General features: G+C 70.6%; 14 protein-coding genes. 8 read left to right on the top strand and 6 right to left on the bottom strand.

Annotation, left to right across the window (positions count from 1 at the left end):
- Positions 1-603 precede the first annotated feature (603 nt).
- Positions 604-1,725 (top strand): DUF6421 family protein, encoded by a 1,122-nt coding sequence (locus GQ466_RS16135; RefSeq protein ID WP_161103638.1) that lies wholly within the window; start codon positions 604-606, stop codon positions 1,723-1,725.
- 1,626 nt (positions 1,726-3,351) lie between these two features.
- Here GQ466_RS16135 and GQ466_RS16130 read toward each other — a convergent pair.
- The gene (locus GQ466_RS16130) at positions 3,352-3,561 is read right to left on the bottom strand and encodes a tautomerase family protein (RefSeq protein WP_161103637.1); all 210 of its coding nucleotides are present in this window, start codon (positions 3,559-3,561) and stop codon (positions 3,352-3,354) included.
- 19 nt (positions 3,562-3,580) lie between these two features.
- Complete coding sequence (locus tag GQ466_RS16125; RefSeq protein ID WP_161103636.1) at positions 3,581-4,318, bottom strand: SDR family oxidoreductase; 738 nt, start codon at positions 4,316-4,318, stop codon at positions 3,581-3,583.
- Between the two features lie 101 nt (positions 4,319-4,419).
- Between GQ466_RS16125 and GQ466_RS16120 the strand changes: the two genes are divergently transcribed.
- Entirely contained in the window at positions 4,420-5,319 is a 900-nt protein-coding gene (locus GQ466_RS16120) for a LysR family transcriptional regulator (RefSeq protein WP_161103635.1), read from the top strand.
- A gap of 104 nt (positions 5,320-5,423) precedes the next feature.
- Here the strand turns inward: GQ466_RS16120 and GQ466_RS16115 are convergent, their stop codons facing one another.
- Entirely contained in the window at positions 5,424-6,635 is a 1,212-nt protein-coding gene (locus tag GQ466_RS16115) for a sensor histidine kinase (protein ID WP_161103634.1), read from the bottom strand.
- The gene (locus tag GQ466_RS16110; RefSeq protein WP_161103633.1) at positions 6,632-7,288 is read right to left on the bottom strand and encodes a response regulator transcription factor; all 657 of its coding nucleotides are present in this window, start codon (positions 7,286-7,288) and stop codon (positions 6,632-6,634) included. Before GQ466_RS16110 ends, GQ466_RS16115 begins: the two co-directional genes overlap by 4 nt.
- Positions 7,289-7,434: 146 nt before the next feature.
- Between GQ466_RS16110 and GQ466_RS16105 the strand changes: the two genes are divergently transcribed.
- Positions 7,435-8,802, top strand: a complete 1,368-nt coding sequence (locus GQ466_RS16105) for an ABC transporter permease (RefSeq protein ID WP_161103632.1) — start codon at positions 7,435-7,437, stop codon at positions 8,800-8,802.
- A 125-nt stretch (positions 8,803-8,927) separates the two neighbouring features.
- Positions 8,928-10,142, top strand: a complete 1,215-nt coding sequence (locus GQ466_RS16100) for a homocitrate synthase/isopropylmalate synthase family protein (RefSeq protein WP_202420456.1) — start codon at positions 8,928-8,930, stop codon at positions 10,140-10,142.
- A gap of 82 nt (positions 10,143-10,224) precedes the next feature.
- On the opposite strand, the gene GQ466_RS16095 is transcribed toward GQ466_RS16100, so the two are convergent.
- Positions 10,225-11,523, bottom strand: a complete 1,299-nt coding sequence (locus GQ466_RS16095; protein WP_161103630.1) for an SGNH/GDSL hydrolase family protein — start codon at positions 11,521-11,523, stop codon at positions 10,225-10,227.
- Positions 11,524-11,607: 84 nt separating this feature from the next.
- Between GQ466_RS16095 and GQ466_RS16090 the strand changes: the two genes are divergently transcribed.
- Positions 11,608-12,321 carry a Stf0 family sulfotransferase gene (locus tag GQ466_RS16090; protein ID WP_161103629.1) on the top strand — a complete coding sequence of 238 codons (714 nt, stop codon included), beginning with the start codon at positions 11,608-11,610 and terminating at the stop codon, positions 12,319-12,321.
- 1 nt (position 12,322) lies between these two features.
- On the opposite strand, the gene GQ466_RS16085 is transcribed toward GQ466_RS16090, so the two are convergent.
- Positions 12,323-13,132, bottom strand: coding sequence for an alpha/beta fold hydrolase (locus GQ466_RS16085; RefSeq protein WP_161103628.1), 810 nt, complete (start codon positions 13,130-13,132; stop codon positions 12,323-12,325).
- Positions 13,133-13,356: 224 nt separating this feature from the next.
- Between GQ466_RS16085 and GQ466_RS16080 the strand changes: the two genes are divergently transcribed.
- From GQ466_RS16080 to GQ466_RS16070, 3 genes are read left to right on the top strand one after another with little or no spacing between them, the layout of a single operon-like run.
- Positions 13,357-13,806, top strand: a complete 450-nt coding sequence (locus GQ466_RS16080; RefSeq protein WP_161103627.1) for a hypothetical protein — start codon at positions 13,357-13,359, stop codon at positions 13,804-13,806.
- Positions 13,807-13,840: 34 nt separating this feature from the next.
- Positions 13,841-15,244, top strand: coding sequence for an ABC transporter permease (locus GQ466_RS16075; RefSeq protein ID WP_161103626.1), 1,404 nt, complete (start codon positions 13,841-13,843; stop codon positions 15,242-15,244).
- Between the two features lie 30 nt (positions 15,245-15,274).
- Entirely contained in the window at positions 15,275-15,979 is a 705-nt protein-coding gene (locus tag GQ466_RS16070; RefSeq protein ID WP_161103625.1) for an ABC transporter ATP-binding protein, read from the top strand.
- Positions 15,980-15,990: the final 11 nt, after the last annotated feature.

Raw genomic sequence — 15,990 nt, 5'->3', positions numbered from 1 at the left:
CTCAGGCACTCTGCGTTATGGACCCAGTGATCGAATAACGCATTTCCCGAGGTCACCACACGTGCGAATGACGAATTAACACCATCGGCCATCGAGCAACCATTGGAAGTATCAATCACAGCCCTTTGCGCTTCAATGTGACATGGATCACTCGGCTTGTGATTGCGATTCTAGGTTATGGTGAGGCGCCAATTCGAGGTGGCAACCGGCCGCGATAGAAGTGAACAACAGGAGCATAACTTCCGTATTTATCGTGACCGACCGGCCGCGCCTTCGAAGCGGAACCCGATCCGAGGCGCCGCCGGCACCTCTCCTACGTGCACGAATCGGCTGCGCCACGGCCGGATGATCAATTGTTCGTCAAGACGGGCGCCGTGACCTGTAGCGATACCCGCGGTATTGACAGGGGGCTCGGCGACCCCCGAGAGGGAGGTTGCTCCACGTGCCGTTAACGGCCGTCCCGCCGGCGTCCCGTCCTCCGCCGACCCCTCAGGACCCACGCCGCGGGACCCTCCTCGCGGGCGCCGGGGCCGCCACGTCGGCCGATCTCGGCCGACCCGCCGCACGTGCAAGCACCCCATCCAAAGAAGGCCTGCCACTGCCATGTCACACAGCACGGCATCCGAGGTAATCGACGAGGTCAACCAGCTCCGGGAGAAGATCAAGGAGTCGCGCGCGTCCTTCCGCGACCCGGACTTCCTCGGCCGGCTCGCCCGGCAGATCGCGGACTCGCCCGCCCTGAGCCGCCAGCCGATCGCCCAGGCGCTGGTCGACGACCTGCGGAAACTCCCGTCAGAGCCGCGCCTGTCCGCGGTGAAGGCGCACATCAACGAGCGGCGGGACAACCATCTCTTCTCGCTGTTCGACGCCTCGTACTTCCCCGCCCTGTCGCTGGAGTACCTGACCTACGAGACGCTGCCGACCAATCCGCACCTGGCCGCCCGGTACGCGAGCAACACCATGCCCGTGACCATCGCGGAGTGCTCGGAGGGCTTCAAGTCCCGGGTGGTCGTCGCCCTCTTCCCGGAGAACCACGTCGACGGCCTCCAGGACGGCGACGACCTGATCTTCTACTTCATCGACAAGTTCGTAGAACGCCACAACCGCATCACCCGCAAGATGATCGACGCCGTTATGGCGGAGGGAAGCTTCCCCCTGCTGCGGGGCATCGACGACAAGACCGTCGAACAGGCGTCCTCCTGGTGGGTGCGGCTGCACGAGTACCACCACCGGCAGGGCGACATGCCGATCCCGGAGTTCCTTCCCTTCAAGAAGTTGAAACCTCTAGCAGGTCTGGAAGAACTGCGGGTGGACGTCTCGGGAATGCTGGCCTGCATGAACGACCCCGACCTGCCCGCCACCGAGGCGCAGCTGGCGTACGAGTACATCCTCTCCGAGCGGCTGCTCCGCTATTCGGTCGAGGGGATCCCGCGCCCGAACTACGACGCGGTGGCGTCCCAGCTCCTCTTCAACTACCTCTCCGAGCACGGCGGAATCGAACTCGACGGAGGTTTGATTCGTCTGCACCCCGAACTCCCCGCCGTACTGGCGGACTTCCTCGGGGAGATCGAACGCATCGAAAGCGAGATCCACGTGATCCCCGCCGAGGAGGTCCAGCAGAAGCTCCTCGCGTTCACCAACCGGTACACCGACTACGACCCCGAGGCCAAGGACTACCGGCACATCCCGTTCTTCGGCGAGATCAAGGCGCGCCTGGGCGTCTGACCAGCCCGCCCGGCCCGCCGCACGGCAGGCACGACCCCCAGGGCCGACCGGGCCGCCCCCGCAGCGGCCCAGGCCCCGGCGTCCACGCAAGGTGATGGACGCGGGGCCGCCCTGGAGCCGCCGACCGCCGCCAAACGCGACAAGGCGGCCGACACCGGCCGCCCAGGCGGCAGACCGTCACCCGCGCCATCACAGCGCCGGCAAACGACCGTCGGCGAACACCGCCCCGACGATGGCCGCACCTCACACCCGCGCTACCAGGCGACGGCCCGCCGCTCCCGACCTCGGCGAACGCGCCGTTCGACGGCGCGGCGGGCCACGTCAGCGCAGTAACCGACGGCCAGAACGGTCCTCAGGACCGACAGCGGCCCACCAGCGCTTCCCCTCACGGACCACGGCCGCCCCTCACCGGATCCTTCGCCCGCCGGGCGACCTCCCGACGCTTCCGGCCGTCCGCCACCGGCGCTCCACGCGCGAAACGTCGGATCTCTGTGCATCACCCACCCACCGGAACGGATCCGGAACCGGCCTGACCCACTGTGCTTACCGTTATCAACGCCCTGGCAAGGTTTATTCACGGGCCACCACCAATCGCCGTCCCTGCATGCATCGACGCGCTACAAACACCAGCAACCGGGCCATATTCGAACTCAACAACAGCACTTCTTCAGCCCGCGAGCACCAGTCCGAGCAACCGCCCATCGAAGGCGGGCCGACACAGCGACCGCCAAGCAACCAGACGAACTTCCGAGAGCCACCCACTGTCACGCTTACAGAAAAAGACACGACAGACATGCAATCACCATGACCACGCGACAGCCCTTACATGGCCAGAACCCGCACCAGATCCCCCGCCTCATTAGTGGCAACGAGCGGGCATTCACAGGCCACCTAACTGGGCACGTCTCCGCACGTCAGGCCGGTACGGACGGCGGTGACCATGATCGTTAGACATGGCGAGCACGTCGCGAGAACTCTTCACATCTGCAAAGATGACGCCTTCTACACCCAATCTGACCAGCCGAAACCACCGCTTTAGATTTTTTCCACAAGCGACAGTCCAGCCGTTCGCGATTGCAACCGAGCCTGGAACGCTCGACGAGGCGCCACCAGCGAGCCTTACTTCCCTTCCCCAAGCCCCGTCATCGCTTCGCGACGATCAACGCCAACCGCATCCCAGATGCCGACTCGAAGTGCGTCAGGTTCGAGGCTCACGCCAGGGCACACCGAAGACGCAACCCTTCTGAACCCGTCGCGGCTCGTCCTCGCCCCTCACAGCGACACCTTGGCCACGGTGAGGTCCACCGCGAAGAAGCACCCGATCCCCGCCCATATTCACTGTCACGCAACACTGAACCAGCACGCTCACCCAGCGTCCGCGCCCCACGAATCAGACCGACGTGCGCGAGTAAAATCCCCGGCACAGGAATCCACGAGCCGCCGATCAATAAGCGAAGGTTCGTACTACGTCCCCACGACCCTCACTCACTCCTCCGAACGAAGGCACAGCCTCCTCCCCGGCCCGAGACCCCGCACGAACCGCGCCGCGCGTCCCGGACCCCTGACGCCGCACGCCCCCTCCCGGGACGGCGACGTGGGTTGCCGGGAGGGGGCGGTGGGGTGGGGTCAGGTTGTTGATCTTCGGCGGCGGTACTCGTGGACGGGGAGGCCGCCGACTCCCCAGTCCTCCAGGGCTACCTCGTCGATGACGACGAAGGTTGCGGCCGGGTCCTTGGCGAGGACGCGTGCGAGCAGGTCGGTGACGCCTGCGATGATTTCGGCCTTCTGGTCGGGTGTGACGTCCTCGCGGGTGATCTTCACGTTCACGTAGGGCATGGGGGTCTTCTTTCGGGGGTCAGGGGCGGCCGGTGGTGTGGCCACCGTCCACGCGCAGGGCGTGGCCGGTGACGAACTCGGCGGTCGCCAGGTAGAGGACCGCGTCCGCGATTTCGGAGACTTCGCCTACGCGGTTGAGGAGTGCCAGGCCGCTGAAGGCGTCGACGTCCCAGGCCGCGTGGAGCGGGGTGCGGATCATGCCGGGGGCGACGAGGTTGACGCGGATGCCGTCCGTCGCGAGTTCGGCGGCGAGGCTCGTGGTGAGCGCGTGGACGCCGGCCTTGCTGATGATCGGCGCCGACGCGGTGATCCCCGCTACGGCGTGGTCGACCAGAACTGTGCCGATGTTGACGATGCTTCCGCCTCGGCCCTGTTCGCGCATCCGGCGGACGACGGCCTGGGTCGTCAGGTAGGTGCCCTTGAGGTTGGCCGTCAGGAAGCCGTCCACCTCGTCCTCCGTCACGTCGGTGAAGGGCTTCGTCGCGAACGTGCCGGCGTTGTTGACCAGGACGTCCACGCCGCCGAAGCGCTCCACGGCCGTCCGGACGAGGGCCGCGCCCGTCGCCGCGTCCCCGATGTCGCCCGCCACCTGCGCGACTTTTCCGCTCTGTCCGAGGTGGGCGGCGGCCTTGGCGAGACGGCCCGCGTCCCGTCCGTTGATCACGACGTCGGCGCCCCGGGCGAGGAACGCCTCCGCGATGGCCAGCCCGATCCCGCTCGACGCACCCGTCACTACGGCGGTGATGTTCTTCGGCACTTCGACCCGTCCTTCGTTCGCTGATTCCGACACCGGCGACGCTAGGACTGGCCGACGGATAACACCACGTCGAAGTTTGGAGCCTGCAATAAGGTGAAGTTATGGATGTGGACCTGCGCGACCTCGAACTGCTCGCCGCCACCGCCGAGTCCGGGTCGCTCACCGCGGCGGCCGAGCGGCTCTACGTCAGCCAGCCCGCGCTGAGCCAGCGGCTCACCCGCCTGGAGGACCGGCTCGGGATGCCGCTGTTCGACCGCGCCGGCCGCCGGCTCGTCCCCAACGCCGCCGGACGGCGCATGCTCGTCGCGGCCCACCAGGTTTTGAACGAGCTGCGGTCGGCGACCCGCGACGTCCGGGAGATCCGGGACGGCCGTGACCGCCGCGTCCGGTTCACCGCCGAGTGCAGCACCACGCTGCAGTGGCTGCCGCCGGTCATCCGCACCTTCCGCGAGCGGTGTCCCCGGGCGGAGGTGCGCATCGAGTCCGTCCCGGACGACGCGCCGGTCCCCGCGCTGCTCACCGACCACATCGACGTCGCGCTGATCACCAAGCCGCATCCGGAGATGGACCGGATCAGCCTGACCCGCCTCTTCGACGACGAGATGGTGGCCGTCGTCCCCGCCGACCACCCCTGGGCCGGACGCTCCCACCTCACCGCGCGCGACTTCACCGACGCCCATCTGATCCTGTACGACTCCTACGACCAGACCCGGATCCCGTCGATCCCCCTGCCGCTGCCGCCGCGCGCCCGTCCGGCCCGCATCACGACGATGCCCGTGGTCACCGAACTGCTCGTCGAGATGGTCGCCGCCGGCCAGGGGGCGACCGTCCTCCCCAACTGGGTCGCCGCGCCCTACGCCGGGTCGCACGGCCTGGCGCTCGTCCAGATCGGCGCCGTCCCGATGACCCGCACCTGGTATCTCGGCACCCGCCAGGGAACGCGTTCGCCGCTCCTGCAAACGTTCGTCGACGAACTCACCGCGCAGCTCGCGCGAAGCTGATCGGTGTTCCGGCCGGGAGCGCATTTTGTCGATCGGCCGGAAATCGACACGGAAAAGGGCCGCGTGATCGAAGAACAAAGGCGCGCGGAACTGATCCGGGACGGTCAGACGCGCGCCCCGCGGCGGATGCGGCGCAGCACCCGGCCGTTCGCGTGGTCGCCCGGACGGGCGGTCGCCGGAAGGGCGAACGCCACCTCGATGTCCAGCCCGCCGCCCGGACGCGGCCGGACGCGCAACGCCGCCCCGTGGGCCTTGACGATGGCCGCGACGATCGACAGGCCGAGCCCGAGACCGTCACTGTCGGTGCCCGTACGACCGGCGGCGAGGCGCTGGAAGGGCTGGAGCAGCCGGTCGATCTGTTCGGGGGGCACCACGGGGCCGGTGTTGGAGACCGTCAGGACGGCCTCGCCGTCCCGGACCCGGGTGGTGACCAGGACCTCGCCGCCCGCGACGTTGTGGCGCAGGCCGTTGTCCACCAGGTTGATCACGAGCCGTTCGGCGAGCCGCCGGTCCCCCGCCGCGGGCGCCGAGACGACGTCGGCGTCCAGCCGCAGCCCCTTGGCCTCCGCCAGCGGCTGCCGGGTCTGGAGCACGTTCGTCACGACGGCGGCGAGGTTGAACGGCTCCCGGTGGTCCAGGCCGCGCTGGCTGCGGGCCAGCGTGAGCAGCGCCTCGATCAGCCGTTCCTGCTGCCGTCCCACCTCCAGGACCTCTTCGCAGGTGGTCCGCAGGGACTCGACGGTCGCGTCCGGATCGGCCAGAGCCACCTCCAGCATGGCCTTCTCGGCCGCGAGCGGCGTGTGCAGCTCGTGGGACGCGTGCGCGACGAACCGCCGCTGCGCCTCGAACGCCTCCTCCATCCGGCCGAGGAGCCCGTCGATGGTGTCGGCGAGGTCCTTCAGCTCGTCGTTCGGCCCGCCCGCGTCCAGGCGCCGGTGCAGGTCGTCCTCGGAGATCTGCCGCGCGGTGGCGGTGACGACCCGCAGCGGACGCAGGATCCGCCCGGCGATCAGCCAGCCCAGCGCGACCGCGACGACCATCATCATCGCCAGCGCGATGCCGGACTCGACCATCAGCCGGTGCATGAACACGTCCTGCTGGTCGGCGACCTGGAGCTTGCCGGCGCCGCCGAGCCGGTCCACCTTGACGCTGATCGCGCCGCCCGTCCCGAGCGCGATGGGGGCGGGGTACCGCGCGTCGACCAGCACGTACGTGACGGTGAGCAGCGCGGCGCTCGCGGCGAGGAACACGCCGCCGTAGAGCAGCGTCAGGCGCAGCCGGACGGTCGGGCGGGGCAGCAGGCGTCGCGGGCTCATCGGATCTGGTACCCGGCCTGCGGGACGGTCGTGATCAGCGGGGGCTCGCCGAGCTTGCTGCGCAGCCGGTGGATCGTCGCCTTGACGGTGGTGGTGAACGGGTCCGCCATCTCGTCCCAGACCTTCTCCAGCAGTTCCTCGGCCGACACGACCCGGCCCCGTTCGGCGAGCAGCAGCTCCAGCACGGAGAACTCCTTGCGCGTCAGGTTGAGCTTGCGGCCCCCGCGGGTGGCCGTCCGGTGCGCCGAGTCGAGCCGCAGGTCGCCGTGGACGAGCTCGGGCGGCACCGGACGCCCGTTCCGGCGCCCGAGGGCGCGGATCCGCGCGACCAGCTCGGCGAACGCGAACGGCTTGGGGAGGTAGTCGTCGGCGCCGAGTTCGAAGCCGTCGACCCGGTCCACGATGGTTCCGGCGGCGGTGAGCATGAGGATCCGGCTCTCCAGCCCCTCGGCCGTCAGGATCCGGCAGACCTCGTCGCCGTGGACGACGGGCAGGTCGCGGTCGAGCACGATGACGCTGTAGTCGACGACGGTCGCGCGGTCGATGGCCTCCCGGCCGTCCCGGGCGACGTCCACCGCCATGCCCTCGCGGCGCAGCCCGGCCGCGACCGCGTCGGCGAGCTTCACATGGTCCTCGACGACCAGCACCCTCATGGTTCCCCTCCCGCTCGCGGCCCTTCCCTGGTGATGGTGCCCGATCGGCGGTCACACGGCGGTGACAGAGCGCGTGACGCCGGTGTGACCGGGGCTGATTTAGAACGGTCGTCCAGACGGACAACTAGACGGTACCCGGAGGTTCGATGTTCTTCCTGACGTACCTGCGGCGCGAACTCCGGCAGCGGACGCGCCAGGCGGTGTTCATCGCGCTCGGGCTGGCCGTCGGCGTCGGCCTGGTCATCACCGTCACGGCGGCGTCGGCCGGGGTGCGGCAGGCGCAGGCCAAGGTGCTGCACTCCCTCTACGGCATCGGGACGGACGTGACCGTGGCGGCCCCCGCGCCGAAGCGCCCGCCCAAGAAGGGGACGGGCGGGCTCTCGTTCAAACCGGGCGCCGCGACCCGCTACGAGGACATCCTCCAGCCGCCGACCGACCTCGGCGAGATGGACGCCGCGACGGTCGCCCGGATCGCCCGGCTGCACGGGGTCGCCGCGGCGGCGGGCGGGCTGAGCCTCGTGGACCAGCAGTTCACGGTGCCCTCCCGCGACCAGCTCAAGGGCAGGCCGCTGCCGCCGAGCGCCCTCATCCCGAACACGTTCGCGATCAACGGCGTGGACGTCGCCCACACGGGCCTCGGGCCGTACGGGTCGGGCACGCTCACGGCGGGCCGCTCGCTCGCCGCGTCCGACGCCGCCGCGAACGTCGCGGTGGTCGACGCCACGTACGCGGCGAACCACCGGCTCCAGGTCGGGTCGACGGTCTACGCGGGCGGCATGGCGTTCAAGGTCGTCGGGATCGTGCGGCAGCAGCAGGGGGGCGACGACGTCTACGTCCCGCTCGCCCGGGCGCAGGCCATGAGCGTGAACACGCCGTCCGACCTGCGCGGCAAGGTCAACCAGATCTATGTGGCGGCGGCCGGGGCGTCGTCCGTCCCGGCGCTGCGCGACGCGATCTCCGCGCTGCTGCCCGACTCGACGGTCACCACGTCCGGCAGCCTCGCGAGCGCGGTGAGCGGCTCCCTGGCCAACGCGAGCCGGCTGGCCGACGACCTCGGCCGGTGGACGGCGGTCGCCGCGCTGCTGGCCGCCTTCGGGGTCGCGGCACTGCTGACGATGGCGGCGGTGACCCGGCGCACGGCGGAGTTCGGCACCCTGCGGGCGCTCGGCTGGAGCGGACGGCGGGTGATCGCCCAGATCATGGGCGAATCGTTCGTCACCGGGGTCCTCGGCGCGGTCGCCGGGGTCGCGCTGGGCTTCGGCGGGGCGGGCCTGATCCGCCTGTTCGCCCCGTCGCTCTCCGCAACGGTCGCGCAGAACCCCGGATCGGCGCAAGGACCGGGGCTGGACGACCCCGCACGGACCGTGGACCTCCATCTGACCGCCCCGGTCACCCTGTCGGTGGTGCTGGTGTCGGTGGCCCTCGCCCTCGCGGGCGGGCTGCTCGCCGGGTCGCTCGGCGGCTGGCTGGCGACCCGGCTGCGTCCGGCCGAGGCGCTCCGCCGGGTGCGCTGAATTCTTTTACGCGCCGGACCGACCATTTTTGTCAGATGGACACCGCACGGGCGGCCGGATATTTTCGAACCCCAGATCCGGCCGCAGCGGACCCCATTTCCGCGCGCCAGGCCCGAGGAGGTCCAGTGGAGCAATTACCGGTGGCGCCGAACCGCCGAATCTCACTGTTCGACACGACGTTGCGCGACGGCGAGCAGGCGCCCGGAAACGCGATGCTGCCGGAGCAGAAGCTGCGGCTCGCGCTCACCCTCGAAGCCCTGGGCGTCGACGTCGTCGAGGCGGGCTTCCCCGCGTCCTCGCCGGACGACTTCACCGCCACGCGGCTGCTGACGACGCACCTCAGCACGAGCAAGGTCACGTCCTTCGCGCGGGCCTCCGTCGAGGACGTGGACACGGCGATCGAGGCCGGCGGCTGCGACGCCAACCACCAGGTGCAGATCCTCGCGACCGCCAGTGAACTGCACCTGGCGTACAAGCGCGGGATCGACCGGGCCGCCTCCGTGCGGGAGATCCGCCGGGCCGCCGAGCACGCCGCCGAGCGCGGGGTGCAGGACATCTCGATCGCCTTCGAGGACTCCAGCCGGGGCAGCGACGAACTGCTCCAGGAGTACGCCGAGACCGCCGGGGACGTCGGGGCCTCGACGGTCGTCGTCTGCGACACCTCCGGATCCCAGACCCCGGCGGAGTTCGGCGCGCTCGTCGCCCGGGTCCGGGGCTGGCTCCCCGAGCACGTGCGGATCTCGACGCACTGCCACAACGACATGGGGATGGCCGTCGCGAACGCGCTCGCCGGCATCCGCGCGGGCGCCGACCAGGTCCAGGTGACGCTGGCGGGGATCGGCGAGCGGGCGGGCAACACGGCGCTGGAGGAACTCGTCGCCGTGCTGGCGATGAAGGGCGACCTCTTCGGCGTCGACACGAACGTGCGCAGTGAGCTGCTGTTCGACGCCTACCACGTCCTCCAGGAGACGATCGGGCTCGTCATCGGCCGGAACAAGCCGCTGTTCGGGCAGAACGCCTTCGCGACGCAGGCCGGGATCCACCAGTCCGCGATCCTGCGCAACCCCGAGACGTACGAGTACCTGGACCCCGAGCGGTTCGGCCGCCGGCGGTCGCTGCTCGTCGGCCGCCACAGCGGACGCGCGGTCCTGCACCACCTGATCGGCGAGATGGGCCTGCCGTCCGACCCGGAGCTGGTGGACCGGCTCTACCAGGACCTCGTCGTCTCGCGCGGCAACGGCGAGTGCGACGACCTCGACACCCTGCGCGGCCGGATCCTCGATCACGGCCTGGTCCGGCGGGACGGGGCCGGGGACCCGAGCGCCATCGGCAGCCGGTGACCGCGCGCCGCGACGACGACCGAGCGGACGGGACCGGGGCGTCCAAGTGATCGAAAGAGTCGATTGGACGCCCCGGCGCCGCTCAGAACAGGGCGTGCAGGTCGACGGCCCGTCCCATGGCCTCGTAGCCGTCGCCGTTGGGGTGCAGGTGGTCGCCGGAGTCGTACGCGGGCAGCAGCCGGTGCGGGTCGGCCGGGTCGCGCAGCACCCGGTCGAAGTCGACGACCGCGTCGAACCCGTGGCCGTGCCTGATCCACGCGTTGACCGCCTGGCGCGTCCGCTCGTTCGCGGGGCTGTCGTAGTCGGAGCCCGCCAGCGGCGGGAGCGTGCCGCCGATGACCCGGATGCCGCGCGCGTGCGCCCGGGCGATGATCTGCCGGTAGCCGTCGATGAGCTGCCGAGCGGTGACCTCGGCGCGCGGCGCGAGGCAGGCGAAGTCGGGCAGGGCGGGGAAGCCGATGTCGCTGACGCCGTCCAGCACGATGAGCGAGCGGACGCCGGTCCGGTCGAAGACGTCGCTGTCCAGCCGGTCGAGCGCGCTGCGGCCGAAGCACGGCGAGCCGTTCAGCAGCCGGTTGCGCAGGATGCCCTCGTTCAGCACGCCCGCGGGCCGGCCGCGCTCGGCGAGCCGGCGGGCCAGCACGTCGGTCCAGCGGTTGTTGGTGGGCTCGGCGGCGGCCTGGACGCCGTCGGTGGTGCCGTCGCCGAGCGCGACGACCGCGGGCGTCCCGGGCGAGCGGACGTCGACCGACGACAGGAAGAACCAGTGGAGGACGGGCCGGAAGAAGGCGCCCCCGTCGGCCTCGCCGGTGTGGTCGCCGGGCTTGGAGATGTAGTTGATCTGGTTGGCGTAGCTGTGCTGCGTGGTCGGCCCGGTCGCCTCCGGCAGGAACAGGCTGACGGCGAGGTCGGTCAGCGGCGCCACCCGCAGCGGGACGGGATCGCTGACGATCTCCTTCCCGACCGGGATCGTCACGGTGTCGGCGCCCGCGAAGGTGATCTTCGCCGGGGGGCCGTCCAGCGCGGCCTCGCCCTTGTCGACGCCGACGGTCGCGTGGCCGATGACGAGGGGCTTGGTGCCGAAGGCGTTGGACAGGTGGATCCGCACGGCGGAACCGCCCGCGCTCGTATGGACGATCTCGCGCACCGTCTGGCCGTCGAACCCGGCGACCGTCGGATCGAACGGCGGGACGATCGTCGACGGCCACGGCGCCTGCGCGCTGGCCGACCAGGTGCCCACCCAGCCGTGCTCGAAGCGGCCGGGGGCCGGAGCGGCGGCGTTCGCGGACGGAAGAGGGGTCGTGAGCGCCAGGGGGAGAAGAAGGGACAGCCCGAGCGCGGCGCTACGCCGGTCAAAGCGGGGGAAACGGGTTAACGGCATACGTCCTCCTGCGTCCGTGGGGGCATACGGCATCGTGTGCCGAAATGTAGTTCTATCAGATGACGAGTTACTGGGGTATCGGACATGTTCCAGACGTTTGTGATCCTGACGCACGCCAGATCGGGAAGCAGCCTGCTGTCGGACATGCTGCGCCGCAATGGTTTCGGCGCACCGGAGGAGCACCTGAACGTACGTTTCCGCGACGACGCCGGAACATGGCACCCCGAGGGCGCTATCACGCGCGCTCGCAGGGCGGGCACCGGTGACCACTTCGGGTCAAAGGTGATGGCTCACTGGCTGGACGACCTGAAACGCTTCGCCGACCGGACGGAACTGTCCGACGACGGGTTCCTGCGCCATCTGTTCGGGGACCGTTTCGCCACGATCCATCTCTACCGGGAGGATTCCGTGGCCGCCGCCGTCTCGTTCACGATCGCCGAATTCTCCGACGAGTGGCACCGGGAGTCCGGCGCCGCGGCCCGGGAGTACGAACTGCCGCGCTGGGACGTCCTCAGTTCGCTCATCACCGACAACGTCGCGTGGTTCGACTGGTGCAAGAACCGGTTGCGCAGAGTCGCCTCCGCACTCGCCCCCGACGTCATCGAGATGAGTTATGAGGAACTGGCGCACGACCCGTCCGGCGAACTCGCCCGCGCCGTCGACCTGATCACCGGCGGGCGCGCGAAAGCGCACCGGCTCGTCGCCGCATCGGGATTGCGCAAACAGGGCGACGAGCGATCGGCCGAGATCTGCCGGCGGTGGCGGGCCGAGCACGGGAGCTACGCCGCCTACGGGTGAGCTAGCGGCGGCTCCGGTCGCCGAAGAAGCCGATGATCTGGGCGTTCACGGCGGCCGGGTCCTCCAGGTAGCCGTAGTGCCCGCAGCCGGGAAGCGTCACGAACGCGCTGCCGGGAATGGCGTCGGCCACTTCCCGGCACAGGTGCGGACGCACGATGAGGTCGTCCTCGAAGGCGACGACCAGGCACGGACATTTGATGCCGCGATAGACGTCCAGCCGGTTCGGGATCATTTCGAGGCCGAGCTGCGCGCGGACCGCGCCGGAACTCCCCGACGTCATCTCGAAAAGCTCCAGCCAGTCCCCGATCGCCTGCTCGTCGCTCAGCGTGCGCGGCGACAGGTAGTGCGTGGCGTGAATGGCCGCCGCGTAGCGCGGGGGCAACTCGATCCCGCTGCCGTGCAGTTCCGTCTCGCCCGCCGACATGGCGAGCGCCATGACGTCCGACCGGCCGCGGGTCGCCATGAGGACGGCGCGGCTCACGAGATCGGGACGCGCGGCCAGCAGTTCCTGGACGATCATTCCGCCCAGTGAGAACCCGACGATCCGGCACGGCGCCGCGTCGAGGAATTCGATCAGCCCGGCGATGTCGGCGACCATGTCGGCGAGCGTGAACGGCTCGGCCGCCTCGGTGGGCGGCACACCGCGATTGTCGACCGTGATGACGCGATATCCGGCGGCGGTGAGGGCGGGCACCTGGTGGGCCTGCCAGACGCGGCCGGGCGCCCCGGTCCCGGTGACCAGGACGAGCGGTTCACCGGCCCCGAATTCGGCGTAACCGAGCTTGATCCCGTTCACGGCGGCGATGGGCATCGGGCGTCCTCACATCAGTCGGGTGCCGAATTCGCGCGGCCTCCAGCATCGCTCAGCGGGCCTTTTCCGCACAAGGGCGGCGCTTTCTCCGGACACCGCGCAAACCCCGTCTCCCGGCGGTCCGTCCGTGTGACGACCGTGTGACCGCCTCCCCCCTACAAAGGTGACCAGGGACGCGGACCGCGCGGCCCGCCGAAGGCCGTCACCCAGGCGAGGAGACCGAGATGGACGAGATGGACAGGACCACGGCGCGCCCCCGGCGTCGGCGCGGCCGCTGGGCGGCGGTCGCGCTGGCCGGGCTGGCGCTGACCGTCACCGCCGCCTGTTCGGACGGGAACAAGCCGGCGGCGGGCGGCACGGACGGCGTGACGCCGCCGAAGCCCGCCGCGACGGGCAGCGGCCCCGTCACGATCGACAACGGCACCGGCGGCGGGGGCGACGGCGGCAGCCGAGGCGCGACCGGGACCTACTCGGCCGCGTTCGCCAAGTGCATGCGGGCGCACGGCGTGCCGAACTTCCCCGACTACAAGGCCGACGCCAACCCGTTCGCGCCGGGCAGCGGGATCAACCCGGCGTCCGCCGCGTTCAAGTCCGCCGTCGAGGGCCCCTGCAAGAAGGACGCGCCCGCGTGGCTCCAGTCCTCGGGGAAGGTCAGCCAGGGCGGCGGGCAGTGACCGTGCCACAGCGACCGTCCGCCCGGAGGCCCGCATGTTCTTCCTGACCTTCCTGCGCCGCGAACTCCTGCGGCGCATGCACCGCGCCGTCTTCGTGGCCCTCGGGCTGTCGGTCGGCGTGGGGCTCGTCGTCACCGTCACCGCCGCGTCCACCGGCGTCTCCAACGCGCAGACGAAGGTGCTGCACGCCCTGTACGGCATCGGCACGGACGTGACCGTCACCAAGGCCGCCTCGTCCAAGCGCGACGGGACGCTGTTCAGCTTCAGCCCCGGCAAGGTCCCGGTCCGGCACAACTACATGATCCCGCCGCCCGGCCTCGGCGTCATCGACGGCGCGGCGGTCGCGCGGGTGGCGAAGGTCCACGGCGTCATCGCGGCGGCGGGCGCGATGAGCCTGCTCGACACCGACATCACCGTCCCGTCGCAGAGCCAGCTCTCGGCGAGCGGGAAGCCGCCCGCCGGTTCCCTCGGGAACCACTTCACCGTCAACGGCGTGGACCTGGCGCACCTCAAGCTCGGCCCGTACGCGTCCGGGACGATCGGTTCGGGACGGAGCCTCGCCGCGTCCGACGCCCGGTCCGACGTCGCGGTGGCCGACGCGGGCTACGCGAACGCGCACGGCCTCAAGGTCGGGTCCACCATGAGCATCGCCGGGCACGACTTCAGGGTCGTCGGCGTCACCCGGCAGCCGCGCGGCGGCGGGTCGGCGGACTTCTACATCCCGCTGACCCGCGCGCAGGCGTACGCGTCGTCCCCGGAGACCAAGGCCGTCAGCGACAAGATCGACACGATCTACGTCGCGGTGACGAACACCGCCGCGATCCCGGCCGTGCGCACGGAGATCAACCGGCTGCTGCCCGGCACGACCGTCACCAGTTCGAGCAGCCTCGCCGACGACGTGACCGGGTCGCTCACCAGCGCGACGAGCCTCGCCACCGACCTCGGCCGCTGGCTGGCGATCGTCGCGCTCATCACCGCGTTCGCGGCGGCGAGCCTGCTCACCGCCGCGAACGTCGCCCGCCGGACGCGCGAGTTCGGCACCCTGCGGACGCTCGGCTGGCGGACCCGGCGCATCATCGGCCAGATCCTCGGCGAATCGGTCGTCACCGGGCTGGCCGGCGCGGTCGCGGGCATCGCGCTCGGCTTCCTCGGCGCCGCGCTCGTCGGCTGGCTGGCGCCCGAGCTGACGGCGACCGTGGCGCAGAACCCCGGCTCGCCGCCGAGCGAGAACATCACGCTCAACTCGTCCGGAATGCGCCGGTCCATCTCCCCGTACTCCACCCACACGATCAACGTCCATCTCGACGCGCAGGTCACGCTCGCCGCGATCGGCCTGGCCGTGGGCCTGGCGCTCATCGGCGGGATCATCGCCGGCCTGTACGGCGGCTGGCGCATCTCGCGGCTGCGTCCGGCCGAGGCGCTGCGCCGCGTCGAGTGAGCCTTCCACCGCCTTAGGAAAAGGAGTCCGATGTACACGCTCAGCGGAGTCGGCAAGACCTTTCGCAAGGGCGACGCCACCGTCGCCGCGCTGCAGGACGTCGACCTGACCATCGAGGACGGCGACTGGCTCACCATCCAGGGCCGCACCGGCCACGGCAAGAGCACGCTGCTCAACATCCTCGCCGGGCTGGACCGCCCGACCACCGGGACGGTAGAGCTGGACGGCCGCGACCTCGCCACGATGCGCGAGCGCGAGCTGACCGAGGTGCGCGCCACGTCGATCGGGTTCGTGTTCCAGAGCTTCAACCTGATCCCGACGCTGTCGGCGGCCGAGAACGTCGAGGCCGCGCTCGTCCCGCTCGGCGTCCCGACCGCCGAGCGGCGCACCCGGGCCGCCGAGGCGCTGGCGAGCGTCGGGCTCGGCGGCCGGGTGCAGCACCTGCCCTCGGAGATGTCGGGCGGTCAGCAGCAGCGCGTCGGCATCGCCCGCGCCCTGGTCAAGCGGCCCCGGGTGCTGCTCGCCGACGAGCCCAGCGGCAACCTCGACGAGGACACCCGCGACGAGATCATCCAGCTGCTCTCGACGCTGCGGGAGGAACGGAACCTCACGCTCGTCCTCGTCACGCACGACACGACGCTGGCCTACCGGGCGCCGCGCGTCGCGGTGATGCGGAACGGGCGCCTCATGATGCGCCGCGACAGCCGCACCGACAAGGCCGTGTCGGACTCATGACGGACGGGACG

The organism is Actinomadura rayongensis, assembly GCF_009831215.1.
In the GTDB taxonomy this organism is placed as follows: domain Bacteria; phylum Actinomycetota; class Actinomycetes; order Streptosporangiales; family Streptosporangiaceae; genus Spirillospora; species Spirillospora rayongensis.
The sequence above is the reverse complement of the archived record's forward strand: the minus strand, read 5'-3'. Positions and strand labels throughout refer to the sequence as shown.